The organism is Pseudomonas sp. 382 (genome assembly GCF_002759075.1).
GTDB lineage: Bacteria > Pseudomonadota > Gammaproteobacteria > Pseudomonadales > Pseudomonadaceae > Aquipseudomonas > Aquipseudomonas vlassakiae.
In genome coordinates, this window is record NZ_PEMX01000007.1 from 192,974 (window position 1) to 212,527 (window position 19,554).

13 protein-coding genes are annotated in these 19,554 nt (G+C 61.8%); 5 read left to right on the forward strand and 8 right to left on the reverse strand.

Going from position 1 to position 19,554, the window contains the following annotated elements; all coding sequences use genetic code 11:
* Positions 1-146: 146 nt before the first annotated feature.
* The 3 genes from betA to betI form a co-directional block, all read right to left on the reverse strand.
* Entirely contained in the window at positions 147-1,844 is a 1,698-nt protein-coding gene (gene betA, locus CQW31_RS11105; protein ID WP_054884241.1) for a choline dehydrogenase, read from the reverse strand.
* Between the two features lie 77 nt (positions 1,845-1,921).
* Positions 1,922-3,394: a betaine-aldehyde dehydrogenase gene (betB, locus tag CQW31_RS11110; RefSeq protein WP_054884242.1), complete on the reverse strand. Its 1,473-nt coding sequence runs from the start codon at positions 3,392-3,394 to the stop codon at positions 1,922-1,924.
* A 37-nt stretch (positions 3,395-3,431) separates the two neighbouring features.
* Complete coding sequence (betI, locus tag CQW31_RS11115; RefSeq protein ID WP_099814483.1) at positions 3,432-4,085, reverse strand: transcriptional regulator BetI; 654 nt, start codon at positions 4,083-4,085, stop codon at positions 3,432-3,434.
* 532 nt (positions 4,086-4,617) lie between these two features.
* Here betI and CQW31_RS11120 point away from each other — a divergent pair.
* Together CQW31_RS11120 and CQW31_RS11125 are read left to right on the forward strand one after the other, a co-directional pair.
* Positions 4,618-6,564, forward strand: a complete 1,947-nt coding sequence (locus tag CQW31_RS11120; RefSeq protein ID WP_256587393.1) for a BCCT family transporter — start codon at positions 4,618-4,620, stop codon at positions 6,562-6,564.
* 124 nt (positions 6,565-6,688) lie between these two features.
* Positions 6,689-11,341 (forward strand): dermonecrotic toxin domain-containing protein, encoded by a 4,653-nt coding sequence (locus tag CQW31_RS11125; RefSeq protein ID WP_099814484.1) that lies wholly within the window; start codon positions 6,689-6,691, stop codon positions 11,339-11,341.
* A 77-nt stretch (positions 11,342-11,418) separates the two neighbouring features.
* Here the strand turns inward: CQW31_RS11125 and CQW31_RS11130 are convergent, their stop codons facing one another.
* The 5 genes from CQW31_RS11130 to gpmI all read right to left on the reverse strand — a co-directional run bounded on the left by CQW31_RS11130 (position 11,419) and on the right by gpmI (position 18,063).
* Positions 11,419-12,822, reverse strand: coding sequence for a serine protease (locus CQW31_RS11130; RefSeq protein ID WP_099814485.1), 1,404 nt, complete (start codon positions 12,820-12,822; stop codon positions 11,419-11,421).
* 78 nt (positions 12,823-12,900) lie between these two features.
* A complete protein-coding gene (locus CQW31_RS11135; protein WP_054884247.1) occupies positions 12,901-13,668 on the reverse strand; it encodes a divergent polysaccharide deacetylase family protein in 768 nt (255 codons plus the stop codon).
* Between the two features lie 8 nt (positions 13,669-13,676).
* A complete protein-coding gene (locus CQW31_RS11140) occupies positions 13,677-15,011 on the reverse strand; it encodes a S41 family peptidase (protein ID WP_054884248.1) in 1,335 nt (444 codons plus the stop codon).
* Positions 15,012-15,090: 79 nt separating this feature from the next.
* Complete coding sequence (locus tag CQW31_RS11145) at positions 15,091-16,386, reverse strand: murein hydrolase activator EnvC (RefSeq protein ID WP_054884249.1); 1,296 nt, start codon at positions 16,384-16,386, stop codon at positions 15,091-15,093.
* 141 nt (positions 16,387-16,527) lie between these two features.
* Positions 16,528-18,063 (reverse strand): 2,3-bisphosphoglycerate-independent phosphoglycerate mutase, encoded by a 1,536-nt coding sequence (gene gpmI / locus CQW31_RS11150; protein WP_054884250.1) that lies wholly within the window; start codon positions 18,061-18,063, stop codon positions 16,528-16,530.
* A 206-nt stretch (positions 18,064-18,269) separates the two neighbouring features.
* On the opposite strand from gpmI, the gene CQW31_RS11155 reads away from it, so the two are divergent.
* The 3 genes from CQW31_RS11155 to secB are packed head-to-tail and all read left to right on the forward strand — an operon-like array spanning position 18,270 to position 19,465.
* Positions 18,270-18,683: a rhodanese-like domain-containing protein gene (locus tag CQW31_RS11155; protein WP_054884251.1), complete on the forward strand. Its 414-nt coding sequence runs from the start codon at positions 18,270-18,272 to the stop codon at positions 18,681-18,683.
* Between the two features lies 1 nt (position 18,684).
* Positions 18,685-18,939 (forward strand): glutaredoxin 3, encoded by a 255-nt coding sequence (gene grxC / locus CQW31_RS11160; protein ID WP_054884252.1) that lies wholly within the window; start codon positions 18,685-18,687, stop codon positions 18,937-18,939.
* A gap of 40 nt (positions 18,940-18,979) precedes the next feature.
* Positions 18,980-19,465, forward strand: coding sequence for a protein-export chaperone SecB (gene secB, locus CQW31_RS11165; protein ID WP_054884253.1), 486 nt, complete (start codon positions 18,980-18,982; stop codon positions 19,463-19,465).
* Positions 19,466-19,554 lie beyond the last annotated feature (89 nt).

Here is a 19,554-nt window from a genome sequence, read left to right on the forward strand (position 1 = left end):
GCGTTTCTGCAGATGTGCAAAAGGCACCTCGGAGGGTGCCTTTCGTGGTGTTGCCTATGCGGGCCCTTTCGCGGCTAAAGCCGCTCCCACAGGTACTGCACAATCCGTGTGGGAGCGGCTTCAGCCGCGAAGGGGCCGGTGCAGGCTCACGCCTGCTTCACTTCACGCATTGGCTTGCCTTTGACCGGTGCACCGTTGGCCACGTAGTACTTGGCGGTGCTGCGCGGCAGCGGCTTGCGGTTGCGAATCTTGTCCGAGATCTTCTCGGCGATCATGATCGTGGTGGCATTGAGGTTGCCGGTGATGATGATCGGCATGATCGACGCATCGACCACACGCAGGCCCTTCATGCCGTGCACGCGGCCTTCGCCGTCGACCACGGCCATCTCGTCGGTGCCCATCTTGCACGAGCAGGACGGGTGGAAGGCGGTTTCGGCGTGTTCGCGGATGAACTTGTCCAGCTCTTCATCCGTCTGCACGTGCTCGCCCGGGCTGATCTCGCGACCGCGGTACGGGTCCAGCGCCGGCTGGGCCATGATTTCGCGGGTCAGGCGGATGCCGTCACGGAACTCCTGCCAGTCCTGCTCGGTGGCCATATAGTTGAACAGGATGCTCGGGTGCTGGCGCGGGTCCTTCGACTTGACCTGGATGCGGCCACGGCTTGGCGAGCGCATCGAGCCCATGTGTGCCTGGAACCCGTGCTCTTTCACGCCATTGGAGCCGTTGTAGTTAATGGCGACCGGCAGGAAGTGGTACTGGATGTTCGGCCATTCGAACTCCGGACGGGTGCGGATGAAACCACCCGCCTCGAACTGGTTGCTGGCGCCGATACCGGTACCGTTGAACATCCACTCGGCGCCGATGGCCGGCTGGTTCCACCACAGCAGCGACGGGTACAGCGACACCGGCTGGGTGCAAGCGTACTGCAGGTACAGCTCAAGGTGGTCCTGCAGGTTTTCGCCGACGCCCGGCAGGTCGTGTACCACCGGGATGTCGAGGCTTTCCAGCAGGGCGCGCGGGCCAACGCCGGAACGCTGCAGCAACTGCGGCGAAGCAATGGCGCCGGAGCTTACGATCACTTCCTTGCGGGCGCGGGCTTCGACGCGCTCTTCGCTGTCGCCGACCAGGTAAGTCACGCCAATGGCGCGCTTGCCGTCGAACAGTACGCGGTCAGTCAGGGCGTGAGTGACGATGGTCAGGTTCGGGCGCTTCTTGGCCTGGTCCAGGTAGCCACGGGCGGTGCTCGAACGGCGGCCCTGCTTGGTTACGGTGCGGTCCATCGGACCGAAGCCTTCCTGCTGGTAGCCGTTGAGGTCTTCGGTGCGCGGGTAGCCGGCTTGCACGCCGGCTTCGACCATGGCGTGGAACAGCGGGTTGTTACCGGCCTTTGGCGTGGTCACGCTGACCGGGCCTTCGCCGCCGTGATAGTCGTTCGGGCCGATGTCGCGGGTTTCGGCTTTGCGGAAGTACGGGAGGCAGTCGAGGTAGGTCCAGTCTTCCAGGCCTGGCAGTTTCGCCCAGCCGTCGAAGTCCATGGCGTTGCCACGGATGTAGCACATGCCGTTGATCAGCGACGAGCCACCCAGGCCCTTGCCACGGCCACATTCCATGCGGCGGCCGTTCATGTGCGGCTCCGGGTCGGTCTCGTAGGCCCAGTTGTAGCGGCGGCCTTGCAGCGGGAAGGCCAGGGCGGCGGGCATCTGGGTGCGGAAGTCGAAGCGGTAGTCGGGGCCACCGGCTTCCAGCAGCAGTACGGTGACGCCGGCGTCCTCGGTCAGGCGAGTCGCCAGGGTGTTACCGGCGGAGCCTGCTCCGACGATGATGTAATCGAATTCTTGGGACATGAAAGTACCCTCGTGTTGGCGGTGATCAGGGAGCGGAAACGCCCGTGCGGTGGCAACGGGCGTGGCGGGACAGGGCCTTAGAAGACCGAGTTGTAGCCGCCCAGCTCGACCTGGACCGACTTGATGCGCGTGTATTGAGCCAGCGAGCTGACGCCGTTCTCACGGCCGACGCCCGACTGCTTGTAGCCGCCAACCGGCATTTCGGCTGGCGATTCGCCCCAGGCATTGATCCAGCAGATACCGGCTTCCAGCTGGTGGATGATGCGGTGGGCGCGGGAGATGTCGTTGGTGCAGACACCGGCGGCCAGGCCGTAGTCGGTGTCGTTGGCGCGGCGGATGACTTCTTCTTCGGTTTCGTAGGTGAGGATACTCATCACCGGGCCGAAGATCTCTTCCTTGACGATGGTCATGTCGTCGGTGCAATCGGTGAACACGGTCGGGGCCACGAAGGCGCCTTTGGCGAAATCACCGGCAGTCAGACGCTCGCCGCCGCACAGCACGCGGGCACCTTCTTCTTTACCTTTGGCGATGTAGCCAAGCACGCTTTCCATGTGCTGGAAGCTGACCAGCGGGCCGAAGTTGGTGTTCTCGTCTTCCGGGTTGCCAACGCGGATGCGGGCAACGCGCTCGGCGATCTTGGCTTCGAAGGCCGCTTTCATTGCCGCCGGGATGAACACGCGGGTGCCGTTGGTGCAGACCTGACCGGAGCTGTAGAAGTTGGCCATCATGGCGATGTCGGCGGCCTTGTCCAGGTCGGCGTCGGCGCAGATGATCAGTGGCGACTTGCCGCCCAGTTCCATGGTGACTTCCTTGAGCGACGAGCTCGAGGCGCTGGCCATGACCTTCTTGCCGGTGGTGGTGCCGCCGGTGAAGGAGACTTTTTCGATGCGTGGGTGCTCGGTCAGCCAGGTGCCGACTTCGCGGCCGCTGCCGGTCAGGACGTTGAACACGCCATTCGGCAGGCCGGCTTCGGTGTAGATCTCGGCCAGTTTCAGGGTGGTCAGCGAAGTGACTTCCGACGGCTTGAAGATCATCGCGTTGCCAGCGGCCAGGGCCGGGGCGGATTTCCACAGGGCGATCTGGATCGGGTAGTTCCACGCGCCGATGCCGACGGTTACGCCCAGCGGCTCGCGGCGGGTGTAGACGAAGGACGATTCGCGCAGGGGGATCTGCTCGCCTTCGATGGCCGGTACCAGGCCCGCGTAGTACTCCAGCACGTCGGCGCCGGTGACGATGTCGACGTAGCGGGTTTCCGAGTACGACTTGCCGGTGTCCAGGGTTTCCAGCATGGCCAGTTCATCGTTGCGCTCGCGCAGGATGTCGACGGCACGGCGCAGGATGCGCGAACGCTGCATGGCGGTCATCGCGGCCCAGACCTTCTGGCCGCGCTCGGCGCTTTCCACAGCCTTCTCGACGTCGGCCTCGGTGGCACGTTGCACGTGGGCGAGGACTTCGCCGGTAGCCGGGTTGATGGCTTCGAAGGTGGCATCGCTGCCAGCGTCGACGTAAGCACCATCAATGTAGAGTTTTTGCGTTCCGAAACGGGCCATAGTGTCCTCGCAAGTGCAGTGTGTGGTTGGCTGCGCGTCACGCTCCTGCCGGGTGGGCAAGGGTGCGCGCTTGATCAGCGGCCTGGTCGTCTGTGTCCAGGGTGTGCTGTTTAGCCAGTTGTAGATCCATGTATTCGTATGCAATCCGTATCGCCTGGTCGGTGTCGAATGCATCTCCCGACAGGGCACCACGCAGCCACAGGCCGTCGATCAGGGCTGCCAGGCCGCGGGCTGCCTTGCGCGCATGGTAGAGCGGCAGGGCGCGGCGGAACTGGCAGCACAGGTTGGAATACAGGCGGTGATCGTTGATCCGCTGCAACCTGTGCAAATCGGGCTGGTGCATGCTGGAAGCCCAGAAGGCCAACCAGGTTTTCATTGCCGGGCCGTTCACCTGGCTGGCATCGAAGTTGCCCTCGATGATCACTTTCAGGTGGGCGCGCGGGCTGTCGTCCGTCAGGGCCTGGCGACGTGCTCTAACGCCTTCGTTGAGCATGTTCATGATGTAACCCATCGTCGCTGCGATCAGGCCGTTCTTGTCCCGAAAGTAGTGACTGATGATGCCGTTCGACACACCGGCCAAACGGGCAATCAGCGCAATGCTGGCGTCACCCAGTCCGACCTGATCGACCGCCTGCAATGTGGCTTCGATCAACTGCTGGCGGCGGATGGGTTGCATACCGACCTTGGGCATCTTGCTATCTCCTCAGGCCTGCGAGCAGACGACAGGCGGCTGACTCGGCGAAGGCCAGTCTATTTTGTTTTGATTGAACGTTCAATCAATAAAGAATAAGCTCTGCGACAATTTGTGCCATTGACAGTCTTTCAGGCGGTCGAGAAGGCACGGATTGACACCCCAGGAAATCGCGTAACCCCCGGAATACAAGGCGTTGACGGGCATGAGCGAGGCGAAATGCAGATTCTGCCGTACGGTCACTGGCCTGCGACAGGCCCTTGGAGCGGGCGGGGTGATCTGTGACGAATGCGCGCACCCAAGTGGAGGGCGTGGCATTTTCAGCAGGCCACCTGTCTGTTTTTTGCAACGTATCGATTCGGGATCGCGGTTTCCAGGGTGCTTTTATAACACCTGATGCAGTGGCGGAATTCCACCAATTGCTCGGGAAAGACTGATTAGCCTCCAAAGCCGTACTGCCCGGAGCATTCGTGCAATGAGTTCTGCCTCACTTACCAAGCCCCCCGCCGAGAGGGTCCGGGTCAACCGCGTGGTGTTCTTCACCTCCGCGCTGATGATCCTCGTTCTGACTGCCTTGTTGATCGCTGTACCTGAAACTGCCGGCCAGGTGCTGGGCGTAGCCCAGAAATGGCTGACGCGCACCTTCGGCTGGTATTACATGCTGGTGATCGGCGGTTATCTGCTGTTCGTCGTCTACCTGGCCTTCTCCGACTACGGCAAGCTCAAGCTTGGCGGCAAGGACGACCAGCCTGACTTCAGCTACGGTGCCTGGGCCGGCATGCTGTTCTCCTCTGGTATCGGCATTTCGCTGCTGTACTTCGGCGCGTCCGAGCCGCTGGACCACTATTTCAACCCGCCAGAAGGCACCTCTGCCAGCCTCGAGGCCGCGCGCCAGGGCCTGCAACTGACCTTCCTGCACTGGGGCCTGCATGGCTGGGCGATCTACGCCCTGGTCGGCCTGGCCGTGGGTTACTTCGCCTACCGCCACAATCAACCGTTGGCCCTGCGCTCGGCGCTTTACCCGCTGGTGGGTGAGCGCTGGGTCAAAGGCGCTGCGGGCAATGCCGTGGACATCTTCGGCATGTTCGTCACCCTGCTGGGCCTGGTGACCAACTTAGGCATCGGTTCGATGCAGGTGTCCTCCGGCCTGGAATACCTGTTCGGCATGGACCACAGCAAGACCAACCTGCTGGTGGTGATTCTGGTGATGGCCGGCGTGGCCACCGTGGCGGCTGTATCGGGTGTGGAGAACGGCATTCGTCGCCTGTCCAACCTGAACATCATGCTGTTCAGTGGTCTGCTGATCTTCGTGCTGCTGGGCGGCGAAACCCTGCACCTGCTCAATGGCTTCGTGCAGAACATCGGCGACTATCTCAACGGTATCGTGCTCAAGACCTTCGACCTTTACGTGTACGAAGGCGAAGCCGGCAAGTCCGAGCGCTGGCTGGGCCTGTGGACCGTGTTCTACTGGGCCTGGTGGATCTCCTGGGGCCCGTTCGTCGGCATGTTCATTGCCCGTATCTCCAAGGGCCGTACCGTGCGCCAGCTGGTCAGCGGCGTGCTGTTGATCCCGCTGGGCTTCACCCTGGCCTGGCTGTCGATCTTCGGCAACACCGCGCTGGATCTGGTAATCAACCAGGGCGCGGTCGAGCTGGGCAAGACCGCGCTTGAACAGCCGTCGATGTCGATCTACCAGCTGCTGGAATACTTCCCGGCGGCCAAGATCGTGATCGGTGTGGCGGTATTCGTTGGCTTCGTGCTGTTCCTCACCCCGGCCGACTCCGGCGCGGTGATGATGGCCAACCTGTCGTGCAAAGGCGGCAAGGTCGACGAAGACGCCCCGCACTGGATGGTGGTGTTCTGGTCGGTGGTCATCACCCTGGTCACCATCGGCTTGCTGTTCGCCGGTAACTTCGAAGCCATGCAGACCATGGTGGTGCTGGCCGGCCTGCCGTTCTCGGTAGTGCTGGTGCTGTTCATGTTCGGCCTGTACAAGGCCATGAAGCAGGACGTGGCCGTCGAGCAGGAGCGTGCCGAGCTGGCCGCCCGTGGCCGCCGCGGCTTCTCCGAGCGCCTGACCCAGCTGGAACTGCAGCCCACCCAGGCCGTGGTCCAGCGCTTCATGGACAAGCACGTCAGCCCGGCGCTGAAAGATGCCGCCGCGCAGTTGCAGACCTTGGGCTTCGAGGTGGAAACCCGGGTTGGTCAGTCACGCAACACGATGGGCTTGCGGGTGATGATGGACGAGGGCAACCCGTTCGTTTACGAAGTGAGCCTGGACGGCTACATGGCAGCGCCGAGCGAGGCGCCGGTGCAAGGCGAGCCGGAAGTGCGCCAGCGCTTCTACCGTGCCGAGGTGTACCTGCACGATGGCAGCCAGGAGTACGACCTTATGGGCTTTACGCCGGAGCAGATCGTGCGCGATGTGCTGGACCAGTTCGAAAGCCACCGCCAACTGCTGGGGCGTGTCTACAGCTGATGTCAGGACGTTGAAAAGAAGGCCTTGCCCAACGGAGCAAGGCCTTTTTTTTGAAGCAAAATGTAGTGCGGGACCCGGGCCTGATTGCCGCAGCCTAGCGCTTTTCAGAGCGGAGGTACCCAGCATGATCCGATCCCAGCTTCCAGTCTTCGATTTCAGGCAGGCCGTTGCCAGCCAGTTTGGCGACAGACCGACCCTGCGCCAGGTTGCCAGTGAACAACTGCTGCGCTTGTTGTTGGCAGAGCTGCCGTGGTTGGCCGATGTCACCCCCGCTCTGACAACGGCTGACCCGCTGATGCTGGACAGCCCGGACCCTTCGAGCACCTATTGGACCACCGCTCCCCTGGTGGATCGGGTACTGGAAGCCTTGCTCGATCCGCAGCTGCTGAGCATCGAGCCACTGGCTGATGGCCGCTATTACAATCTCGGGCTTACCGGCATTCATCGTTTCGCCGGTTCGACGACAGAATTCGATACTCGCCAGCTGTCAGGCTTGTCTCCCGCACTCAATCAGTTGCTGGAGCAGCTTCCACAGCACTTCTGCGAGGCCCAGGTCGCCTATTGGCGGGCCAAGGGCAGCGCCGGAGTCAGTCGCGACAGTTGGTTGCAGTTGCTGCTCAGGATCGCTCTGCTACGCGGCCTGCCCTGGCAAGGTCTGGCTCCACAGGAGCAAGCGTGTATCCGTGGCCTGCTTCATGGCGGTGATGATCAACCTCCGGTGTACTTCGTCCAGACACATCTGATCAGTGCGTCGCAGCAGCATCATCAGATGCAGTGCCAGATGCTGGTATGTGGCGAATGGGATGAGCGCGAAGTCGTACTGTGGTGCGCCCCTTCGGGCGCAGTGCGCAGCTTCGACTCGTTGAGCGCGTTTGGCCTCGGATTGCGTGACGAACTGGCGCAAGGCTACGCCTTCGAACAGATGACCTGGCAACGCTATCCGGTCAAGGGAAACATATTTTCCCAGCAGGTTTCACTTTTGCTCGAGACGCTGCTGCAAAGGGTTGAGCACGCCCGCTATGGCGACATCAAGGATGTACCGGCCCTTGAGCAGCGTTTTGCCCAGCTAAGCGACCCTTCGTCCTGGTTCGAGGTTTATCAGGATGAAACCCCTGCCGTGAAGGCACCTCCGGGCTGCCTGGCAAGCGCTGCCCAGGACAGCTTTGCCTGTAGCGCCGCATTGCTGCAGATTGCGCTTCATCAGCTCGACTCGGGCGGCATCGCAGCACTGGACGGCATTCAGTCGTTGACCGATTACGCTCGCCAACGGCTAATCACGCAAATTTGCCAGGACCATGGGGCTGACAGCTCTCCGGATGACCTGATGCTTGACCTTTACCTGGCCCGTGGCATGCCGGGAGGATCGGCAACAGGTACTGGTGGCGGCGAACCACTGGTCTTCGCTGGCAGCAAGACGCTTACTGAATTTGCCATCGGTAACCTCGCTTCCCTCAAGGGGGCAAGCATCGAGCGAATCTACCTGCGCAGCGGGGGTGACACGCCATCATGGTTTGATGCCGATACGGCCAGAGCACTCGTTACCAAGGTAGATATCGGAAGGCATTATCCCGCCTATGTCGCCGCGCAACTGGACGACCCGGCCAAACGCGCAGACCGGGTCAGACGGTTGGGTGGTGAATGGCGTGCAGCTCTGCTCGCCGCTGCGATGAATGCAAAGCTTGATGGCAAGATTCGTGAGCCTGGGCTGCAATGTGTTGTGGATTTCTGTGCCGGTCATGTTGACCCGCTCACGCCGCGAATGATGTTGATTCCGTTGGCCTTCAAGCGCAGCGCAACGTCTTTGAAAACGGACCCAGTCCGCTGCATGTACATTCTGTATTGTGCAGAACCTTCACTGGCGCTGCTTTACCGCCCCTTGTTCGCACGCGACACGCTTCGTGAATATGCGAGTTTGTCGGACCTGCTCGAACATGTGCGCGAGTCGAAGCTGCTGCAGGACAGTATTCTCGACTGGATGGAGCCGAGCGTCAGGGCCATATACGACCATGGTGGTTTCAGCGAACCTCACATCAGTAGCATTGGCGTAGATCCCTTCGTTCAGCCTGTTCGACCAGAGCCCGCACAGCTGGCCATCACCTACTGGCATGGCGGCATTGACGAGAAAGTTTACGCGGCGAATCGAGATCTGCTGGTCAGCCTCGCCGATCAACAGACGGTATCCAATGCCGAAAACCGCTGGCAAACCCTGTGCGAGGGCGCATGGCTGTTGTTCGATGTCGTGACGTTGGTGATCCGTGGGCCGGTGGCATCAGTGGGCTGGCTGGTGCAATTGCTGGTGTCCTTGCAGCACGACCTGGAAGCGCTGGAGCGTGGCGATGAGTTTGACCGTGCAGCTGCAACGGCCGACCTGATATTGAACCTGAGCATGGTATTGCTGCATGCCAGGCAACCTGCCCAGAACACTCCCGAGCATGAGTTGCCCGGTGCGGCAGCAGTCGAAGGGCCTGAGGCGCAGCGCGGAGCTTTTGCCGAAATCGCTGTCGCTCCTGCGCAGGAGGCGGTGGTTGCTGGTGAAACGCTGCCTGTTCGCTGGCTCGATTTTTCCTGGCGGGGCCAGAGCGGCTTCAACTGGTTACCGCGCGCGCAGCGGGAAGCACTCCAGGCCATGCGTTCAAGTGTGCTGCTCAACGGCTTGAAACCGTCGAGCAATGCTGCCACGGCGGGATTGTACCGCATCGATGACGACTATTACGTCGCCTTGGCCGGGGATGCCTATCGGGTGGAACGACTGCCAGATGGCGTGCGGGTGGTCGATTCCAACGGTAACCCAGGGCCTTGGCTGGATTTTGTCGATGGCGTCTGGCGGGTGGACACGGCACTGCGCCTGAGCGGCGGTATGAAGCAAAACTCCGCGCGCGTTCGGCTGGCAACCCGTTTTCGCGAATTGCATCAACAGATCAACCAACTGGACCAACAGGTCAATCTCGCAAGAGCGCAATTTGGCAGGATGGCCATGAGTTCACTGGAGGCGAAGAAGAAGCTGCAAGGCCTCAAGGACCTCAGGGCCAAGGCAGCGGAACAACAGTCCGCATTGCCTGAGGGAGAAGAAGCTACGAAGTTGCAAGCCCTGCTTCAGCGCTACGATCAACGCATAACCGAGTTGGAGCGGGATGACTTCAGGCAGAGAGACCAATCCATACAGCAGCTGGAAACCGCAGTCAGCGCCGAAAAGGCAATACTGGCGCTGCTGGCGACCATCAGGGAACCGAAATTTACCAGTGAACGGCTGAAAGGCGGTTGGGATGCGGTGCTCACCCAGCACGAAGTAACTGTGCGGGAGGGGTTTATCCGTAATAGCGACTTCATCGTAAATGAGCTTTGGGGCCTTGCCGACTATCCCGAACTGGTCGCGATTCAAAAAGCGCTGGATGGGCGCCCCATTGCTGAAGTCGCTGGGTTGTATCAGCAGTTGCGTAGCAAACTGGAATACGTTGTCGGCCTGCAGGATCGCATCCTCGCAGGGTACGAAAATCTTGACCAGTTGCTGGCTGACACTGCAGACGAATTCGCGATTACCGGTTCGCCGGGTGAACCGGTGCGTACTGTTGCGCAACTGATTGCCCTGCGCAGATTCAACACGGTCCAGCTGCGTTTCCACCAGGTATTGAACCTGGCTGACCTGGCGTTGCACCTCGACAATGACGGCGGGCAGAGCGCACTTGCCGGCTACCGGGAGGAGCTGACCGGGCTGAGTCTGCGCAATGCCGCTGAAGCTCACGGCGAGCTGGACTTTTCCAATCTGTCGGCAGCGGACAGGATAGTCATCCTGCAGGAAGCCTGGGATGAATACAGTGCTGCGCTGCTAAACAGCGACCGTATTCGCAAGGAAGGCGGGGCATTGATCGAGCCGGCGATGATCGATCGATACCAGGAACATGTCGGCAAGCTCAAACTGGATGCGGGTAGCCGTCTGGTCGGGGCAATTCGCGAGCAGGATGATGCCAGTGTACCTGCCAAGCGTTCGCCGTATCCGGTTTCCGGCGAACCGCAGCGGCTGGTGCGTAATGCTCAGGGCCAGCTATTGATCGGGACCGAGATCGAAGTGCAGGGCCAGCGCTTGCTTGAGGTGCGGGAGGCGGTCAGCGAAGCAGTGCTGGCCACCTTCGAGCAGGTGGATGGCGAATGGCGCCAGCGTGAAGGCAAGCGGCCCTCGTTGTCTGACGAAGCTCCCCCAAGCGATCTTGCCATGTGGATACAGTCCCTGCGGGACGAGAACAACGCGCTGCGGGAAAAAGCCGAGTCCTATGTGCTGCACGATATCAAGGGTGCCTTGCTGGCCCGGTTATTCGACCAGCAATTGGACAAACTGGCTCAGGCGGCGAGCATGGTGCGTGAGGCGGGTGGCAACGACACGCTGCTCAGGGCCTTGGAGCGAGAGGCGGACGCTTTGCGTGCAGAGAAAAAGCTGCAACTCACCACCCTTTACACGGACACCAACTACCCTTCCGCCGAGGCCCTGCGCTTCCTCCATGCAGAGGGCCTGATCACGGTTGAATACAACGAGCGGCGGACCATGCAGGACGGTACTGCTTTTGACGAATACCGGGTACTGCGTCTGCCAGGCAAACGCAACCTTTGGGCTGCGCATTTCCATTTCCAGTCACCTGACGATTTCGCCGAAGACTTTGTCGCCGGTCACCTGAAGACCTGGAGTCAGCGTCGTATGAGTAACCGCCTCGCTGCAGTTGCAGGACAGCGGCTCCACCGCGGCAAGCTGACGCTGGAGCAAGCCAGGGGAATCATCCCGTTCCATTGATCCACCCGGCAACACGGCGGGCGCTAGCCTGCTGTACCTGGCAGTCACGTGCGGGTACAGCAGGCTCGGGCGGCCTGTCACGGTGCAGCGGATTGCAGCAGATCAGTGTGAAATTCAGAACGCTGCCCAATCAGATCGATGGCAACGCTGCATAACTTCAAGGGCAAGGCCGAGACCGGGATATTGCGACTTTGTGCGCGCAGCAGGCGATAGCCGGATGGATCGTCGCAGTCTGTTGTTGCCGGTGCACCACGCTTTACCCGGTAGAAGACAACATACGGATCTCGCAGCCAATTGATGCGAATGCTGCCGTCGGGCAAGTGTTCTATCGCCACGCGGGCCTGAGGCTTGCCAGGTGGCAGCAGGTCAACTTTGATGCTCAGGCTGTTGGCCATGAGTGCGCGGGAAGGCAGCTGGTCTGGCGACTGTATGCCGATCAGGCACAGGTAGTGGGTACCGGGCTCAGGACCGATCGGGTCGTTGATCAGATTTTCGCTTGAAGCAATGGTGCCGCTGTAGCCAGCCGGGTCTTCGCAAGCAAGCGCGTCGGTGCTGGTTTTGTAGCGGTAGCGCGGCGTATCGATCAGGAACTGAAAGCCCCAACGCGCAGGTTCAGAAGGAGCGTCAGCCAGGCTTCGCGCTTTGGTCAGCTTTTTGAAGCTGCCGCCCTGCGGCTCGAGTTGAAAGCCCGGCAGCAATTGGCAATCTTCCAGATCAAGGTCTGCACGACCTGCACTGAAGCAGCCAACAAGGCGATGGACCGGGATTGCACCGACTTCATTGTCATGCATGCTGTTGGCGAGGCTGACCAGGCGGTTGCTCCCGCTGTCCACGACCGGGCTCCCGGACGCCCCCTCATCCAGGCCTTGGCAATCATTTCGCCTGGCATTGCGCCACACCCAGTTGCCGACACTGGATGTTCCGTGGAAGCGCTCCGTGCAGGTGGACAAGCGCAGGCCTTTGCCGATTGAGCTGGGTTCGCCGATTACCTGAACCGCGCTGCCCGATGCGGCGGAGCGGCCCAGCTTGAGCGGCTTGATGCCTTGTGCCAGCAGCTCCTCAAGGGTGGCATCCACCTCCAGAAGCGCCAGGTCGGCACCTTGCAGGCTGCTCCATACCGTGCGTTTCAAGGGCACGGTGTGGCGCTGGTCTTGTGTATCGACAAAATAGTTGAAGGCAATGCTGCCGGTAATCGGCTGGTCAACAATGACCTTGCCATTGACACCGCCAGCGCAGTGCCCGGCTGTCAGTATGTAGGCCGGCCCACTTGTACCGTGGGTGTCATCACGGCTGTCCAGCAAGGTGCCGATGCAATGTCGGTTTTTCCAGATCAGCCGGCCAACGCCTGTCCACTGCGAGTTCTGGCCAGCGCTGTTGTACAGGGTAAGTGGTGCCGAGGGAGGAGGCGTGATGTCGTTGGCATTGGCCAGGTGGCTGGAGAGTGTCAGGCCTAGCGTAGCCAGGAGTGAGGGGATATGCATGTCGTACCTCCATGGAATGGAGGACGAAGGGTGAAGGTGCTACCGATGTGCTTGGCGGTACATAGATGAAGGGCCTGCTCAGCGGTTGCTGTAGCGGCCATGCTTGCCATGTGCCGGCATGGCCTGGTTGCTCCGCTCGGCGATCATCTGCGGTAGCTTGATCAGGATGACACCTTGGCCTTTGAGCCGTGGTAGTTCGCGTGCCAGCACTTCGAGTGTTTGTGGGTAAGGGTGGCCGATCAGCACTGCCGAGCCTTGCTTGCGGGCCAGGGCGATGCCTTGCTGAAGCTGACCGGTAATTGCCTCGGTGGTGCGCACATCGTCGAGGAATACATCCCGCGAAACATGCGCCAGCCCCTGTGCCTGGGCTTCGGCAGCCGCCACGGTGGCGGCGCTGGTGCGGCTGTCGACGAAGAACAGGTGACGACGCTGTAATTCGCCCATCAGCCAGGCCATCGGCTCACGCTGGGCGGTCATGCGGCTGCCCATGTGGTTGTTGATACCGGCGGCATACGGCACCTTGGCCAGGGCTGCATCGAGGCGTCGGGCCAGTTCGTCCTGGGGGATGCCGGGGTGCCAGGCATAGGGGCCGGTGGCCGGGTCCATGGGCATGTGCAGGATCACCGTCTTGCCGGCCTTGTGGGCCTGGCGGGCGAAATCGGTGGCGTGTGGGGTGTCGGGCATGATCGCCATGGTCACTGGCCCAGGCAGGGCGAGTGTGCGGCTGTCACGCTCGGCGCTTTGGCCCAGGTCGTCGATTATGATGCTCATATAGGCCTTGCCGGCCGGTGCCGCTTGTGCGACTCCGGCCATCAGGCAGACCAACAGACACAGCAGATAACGCATGGGCTGGGTCAGTCGCCTTTGGTGATGTTCAGGCCCTTGAGAAGGCTCAGGGCCTGGCTCAGCTGGTAGTCGCTGTCCTGCGGGCGTTCCTGGCGCTTGGTGCTGCCGGTCGGGCGGTCGGCGCCACCGTTGCCGTTGCCCAGGTGGCCCTGCAGGTCGGCTTCCTTGAAGGTGTCGTTGTCGTTGGCGTCGGCAGTCAACTTGGCTGGGCGCACTTCAATGTCGGGGACGATGCCCTGGGCCTGGATCGAGCGGCCGTTGGGCGTGTAGTACAACGCAGTGGTGAGCTTCAGGGCGCGGTCATTGGCCAGCGGCAGCACGGTCTGTACCGAGCCCTTGCCAAAGCTGTCGGTACCCATCAGCACGGCGCGTTTCTGGTCCTGCAGGGCGCCGGCGACGATTTCCGAGGCCGAAGCGCTGCCGCCGTTGATCAATACCACCAGTGGCACCCCTTCGCTGGCGTCGGCCGGGTCGGCGGAGAAGCGCAGTTCGGAATTGGCGATGCGGCCCTTGGTGTAGACGATCAGGCCCTTGGTCAGGAAGTGGTCGGCCACTTCCACTGCCGATTGCAGCACGCCGCCGGGGTTGTTGCGCAGGTCAAGGATCACCCCGCGCAGTTTCTTGCCGTTGTCCTTGCGCAGCTTGGCCAGGGCCTTGCCGACCTCGTCACCGGTCTTGACCTGGAACTGGGTGATGCGGATGTAGCCATAGCCGCTTTCCAGAAGCTGGCTCTTCACGCTCTTGACCTGGATTACCGCGCGGGCAAGGGTTACGTCGAACGGGCTGCCGCCGTCGCGCACCAGGGTCAGGGTGATCTTTTCGCCAACCTTGCCACGCATCTTGTCGACCGCTTCGGTCATGGTCTGGCCGCGGGTCGGGGCGCCGTTGATCTTGACGATCAGGTCTCCGGCCTGCACGCCGGCTCGCGATGCCGGGGTGTCATCGATAGGCGATACTACCTTGATATTGCCGTCCTCCTGGCCCACTTCGATGCCGAGGCCACCGAATTCGCCACTGGTGCTTTCCTGCAGCTCCTGGAAGTCCTCAGGCCCGAGGTAGGCCGAGTGGGGGTCAAGGTTGCTGAGCATGCCCTTGATGGCGTTCTCCAGCAGGGTCTTGTCGTCCACAGGTTCGACATAGGCCGCCTTGATACGGTCCATGACCTCGGCAAAGGTGCGCAGCTCTTCCAGCGGCAGCGGTGCCTTGGCGGTCACCTCGGTGGCGGGCACTGCGGCAGTCTTGGCTGGCGAGGCCTTCACCGGCTCCGCGGCGCTGGCCAGGGGCGCACCGATCGCCAGGGCGATGGTCAGGGCCAGCTGGGTGAGGCGAGGCGAGTGCAGCATGTCGAACGAACTCCTGATCCTGTAAGCGCTCCCTGCGGAGCATCGGCGCAGCGCATGGCGCCATGCCGTATGTAATGTGTCAGCCGCGGCACCACTGCGAAGGGTCGGTTGGCCGGCCCTGCTGGCGAATGGCGAAGTACAAGCCTGCGCTGTCCTGGCCACCGCTGTCGCCAACGGTGGAAATGGCTTCGCCGGCCTTGACGATGTCGCCGGCGCTCTTGAGCAGGCTCTGGTTGTGGCCATACAGGCTCAGGTAACCATTACCATGGTCGAGAATGACCAGAAGTCCAGCGCCACGCAACCAGTCGGCAAACACCACGCGCCCGCCGTGCACTGCGTGTACCTGGGTACCTGGGCTGGCGCTGATCATCACGCCGTCCCACTTGGCCCGGGCATCGCTGCCGCGCGCATCACCGAAGCGTGCCAGCAATCGACCATTGACCGGCCAGGGAAGTTTTCCCCGGGCTGCAGAAAATGCACCGCCGTAGCTGGCGCCGTCACTGGAAACCAGTGGGCCGAGGGTGGTGCGGGCCTTTTTCGGCGGCTCGCTATCTTCCCTGTCCGCACGGGCGGCCAGGGCCTCCTGTTGGCGGCGTTTCTCGGCTTCCTGCTGGGCGAGCAGGGCTTTCTTGCGCGCTTCTTCGGCTTCGCGGGCCTGGCGCGCCAAGGTTTCCTCGATGGTCTTGAGCACCTTGGCCAGGTCCGCCTGGTCCTGTTGGCGCGCCTGCAGCTTCTGGTCGCCATCTTTCACGTCGCTGTTGAGCTTGGCCAGTACCTGCTGGCGTTTGCTGCGTTCGGCATCCAGCGCCTGGCGGCGCGTGTCGAGGTCGGCGCGCTGCGCCAGCAGTTGTTCCTGCTGACGGGAAATGTCCTGCTCGACGTTGGCCAGTTGGCGCAACGTTTCATTGAAGGCCTTGAGCTGGTCGAGGCGCGCCTTGCTCAGGTAGTCGTAATAGGTGAGGGTGCGGGCGAACTTCTCAGGGTTCTGCTGATTGAGCAGCAGCTTGAGGTATTCCTCGCGGCCGTTGTTCTGGTAGGCCGAACGGGCCTGAATGGCAATCAGCCGCTGTTGCTCAACGCGGGCGCTCTGGAGTTTTTTTTTCTCGGTATCAAGGCGCTCCAGCTCGCCCTCGGTCTTTTTTAGTTCTTGTTGCAGGGCCTCCACCTGCTTCTCCAGGTTGCCGATGTCGGTCTCGGTGGCCTTGAGGTCTTTTTGCACACCGGCTTTTTCTTCCTGGAGCTTGCTCAGCGTCTTCTTGAGCTCGGCAATGTCCTGGCGGGTGGCGTCCAGTTGCTGCTGGGTCTGCGCGCGCTCATCGGCGAATGCCGGGCTGAGCAGGCAGGACAGGGCTAATAGGATCAGGGCGCGTAGCATGGGGTTTGGCGTACCGGGGATGGAGACTGGCTTAGTATGCCCGTGCGGGCAGGCAAAAAAAACGCCTCGCTGCCGGGGCAGCGGGGCGTTTGTCCGGAATTCATGTGCAAAGGGGCCGCCAGGCGGCCCCTGGACAGTGAATCAGGCGTCGACCAGGATTGAAGTGCCGGTCATTTCTGCCGGTTTTTCCAGGCCCAGCAGTTTCAGCATGGTCGGCGCCACGTCGGCCAGTACGCCGCCTTCGCGGACCCGCACCTTGCGCTTGCCGACGTAGATGAACGGCACCGGCTCGCTGGTGTGGGCTGTGTGCGCCTGGCCGGTGCACGCGTCCTCCATCTGCTCGACGTTGCCGTGGTCGGCGGTGATCAGGGCCTCGCCTCCGACCTTGTCCAGCGCCTCGACGATGCGCCCGACACAGGTATCCAGGGCCTCGACGGCTTTCACCGCAGCCTCGAACACGCCGGTGTGGCCGACCATGTCGCCGTTGGCGTAGTTGGCCACGATCACGTCAAAGCGCTGCTGCTCGATGGCTTCGACGATGCGGTCGGTCACTTCAGGTGCGTTCATCTCGGGCTGCAGGTCGTAGGTGGCGACCTTCGGCGACGGGATCAGGATGCGCTCTTCGCCTTCGAACGGCTCTTCGCGACCACCGGAGAAGAAGAAGGTAACGTGTGCATACTTCTCGGTTTCAGCGATGCGCAGCTGGGTCTTGCCGTTCTTTGCCAGGTACTCGCCCAGCACGTTGTCCAGGCTGGACGGCGCATAGGCGGCTGGCGCGGCGATTTTTGCCGAATACTGGGTCAGGCCGATGTAGGCCGCCATTTTCGGCAGGCGTGCACGCGGGAACTCGTTGAAGTCCGGCTCGACGAAGGCACGCGACAGCTCGCGGGCGCGGTCGGCGCGGAAGTTCATGAAGATTACCGCATCGCCGTCTTCAACCTTCACCGCCTCGCCAATGCGCGTGGCCTTGACGAACTCGTCGTTCTCGTCGCGGGCATAGGCTGCTTCCAGGCCCGCCAGCGCGGTATCGGCGGTGTATTCGGCAACGCTGTCGACGATCAGGTTGTAAGCGGCGCTCACGCGGTCCCAGCGGTTGTCGCGGTCCATCGCGAAGTAGCGACCGATCAGGCTCGCGATACGGCCCTTGCCGAGCTTGGCGAAGGTCGCGTCGAGCAGTTCGATCGACGACTGGGCGCTGCGTGGCGGGGTGTCGCGGCCATCGAGGAAGGCGTGCAGGTAGATTTTCTCGGCGCCACGCTGCGCGGCCAGTTCGGCCATGGCGACGAGGTGGTCCTGGTGGCTGTGCACGCCACCGTCGGACAGCAGGCCGAGGATGTGCACGGCCTTGCCGGCGCCAGCAGCCTTGTCCACCGCCCCGGTGAGCACCGGGTTCTCGAAGAACTCGCCATCGCGGATGGCCTTGGTGACCCGAGTGAAGTCCTGGTAGACGACGCGGCCGGCGCCAAGGTTCATGTGCCCGACCTCAGAGTTGCCCATCTGCCCGTCCGGCAGGCCGACATCCATCCCCGACCCGGAAATCAGGCCATGCGGCTGGGTGGCGCGCAGGCGGTCATAGACCGGTGTGTTGGCGGCATAGATGGCGTTGTATTCGGGGCTTTCGCTGTGGCCGAATCCATCCAGGATGATCAGGACCAGAGGTTTGGGCGTGCTCGTCATCAATCAAACTCACGGTTGTTCAAAGATGATAAAGACACGCATTTTAGGGCAAATGCGCCATCAACGGCGAATAATCGTCCTGTCACCCGACCGGCGCGGGCAGCCCGGTAACATGAAGGTACCTTTACCTCCGGCCCATCGGGCTTTGGTGGCACTGGGGGGGTGTGTATACTGGCCGGCATTTTCAATCGCCTGGAACACCGCTGATGGTTGCTCACCTGATTCAATTCGCGACAGATCACTACATCCTGGTGGCGATCTTCGTGGTTCTGCTGGTTGCACTGCTCGTCAATGAACTGCGCCGTGGCGGCCAGAGCCTGAGCAACGGCCAGCTGACCGCGCTGGTCAATGCCGACAAGGCACTGGTCATCGACATCCGCCCGTCCAAGGAATATTCCGCCGGCCACATCGTCGGTGCGTTGAACATCCCGCAGGACAAGCTCGCCAACCGCATGACCGAGCTCGAAAAGCACAAAGAGAAGACCCTGATCGTCGTCGACGCGATGGGCCAGCAGTCCGGCGCGGTCTGCGGCGAGCTGCTCAAGGCTGGTTACACTGCCGCCAAGCTGAGCGGTGGCGTTTCCAGCTGGAAAGCCGATAACCTGCCTTTGGTGAAGTGATATGAAGCCCGTCATCGTCTATTCCAGCGACTACTGCCCCTACTGCATGCGCGCCAAGCACCTGCTCCAGAGCAAAGGCGTTGCCTTCGAAGAGATCAAGGTCGATGGCAAGCCCCAGGTGCGCGCCGAGATGAGCCAGAAGGCTGGCCGTACGTCGGTGCCGCAGATCTGGATCGGCAGCACCCACGTCGGTGGATGCGATGACCTCTACGCCCTGGAGCGCGCCGGCAAGCTCGACGCGCTGCTGGCAGTCTGATTTGCACTGCATTCAAAAACATTAGGATTAAGGATCTGCCATGACTGACCAACAGACCAACGGCGCTGCCGCAGAAGACAACAGCCCTCAGTTCTCCATGCAGCGCATCTACGTGCGCGACCTGTCGTTCGAAGCTCCGAAAAGCCCGCAGATCTTCCGTCAGCAGTGGGAGCCGAGCGTTGCGCTGGACCTGAATACCAAGCAGAAAGCCCTGGAAGGCGACTTCCACGAAGTGGTGCTTACCCTGTCGGTGACCGTCAAGAACGGCGACGAAGTAGCCTTCATCGCTGAAGTTCAGCAGGCTGGCATCTTCCTGATCAAGAACCTCGACGCTTCGTCGATGAGCCACACGCTCGGCGCTTTCTGCCCGAACATTTTGTTCCCGTATGCCCGTGAGACCCTGGACAGCCTGGTGACCCGCGGTTCGTTCCCGGCCCTGATGCTGTCGCCGGTCAACTTCGACGCCCTGTACGCGCAAGAGCTGCAGCGCATGCAGGAAGCTGGTGAAACGCCGACCGTGCAGTAATTCTGCCGGTATCGAAAAAGCGCCTCTCGGGGCGCTTTTTTGTTGCCTGTGCTGCCCTCTTCGCGGGCACGCCCACTCCCACAGGAACT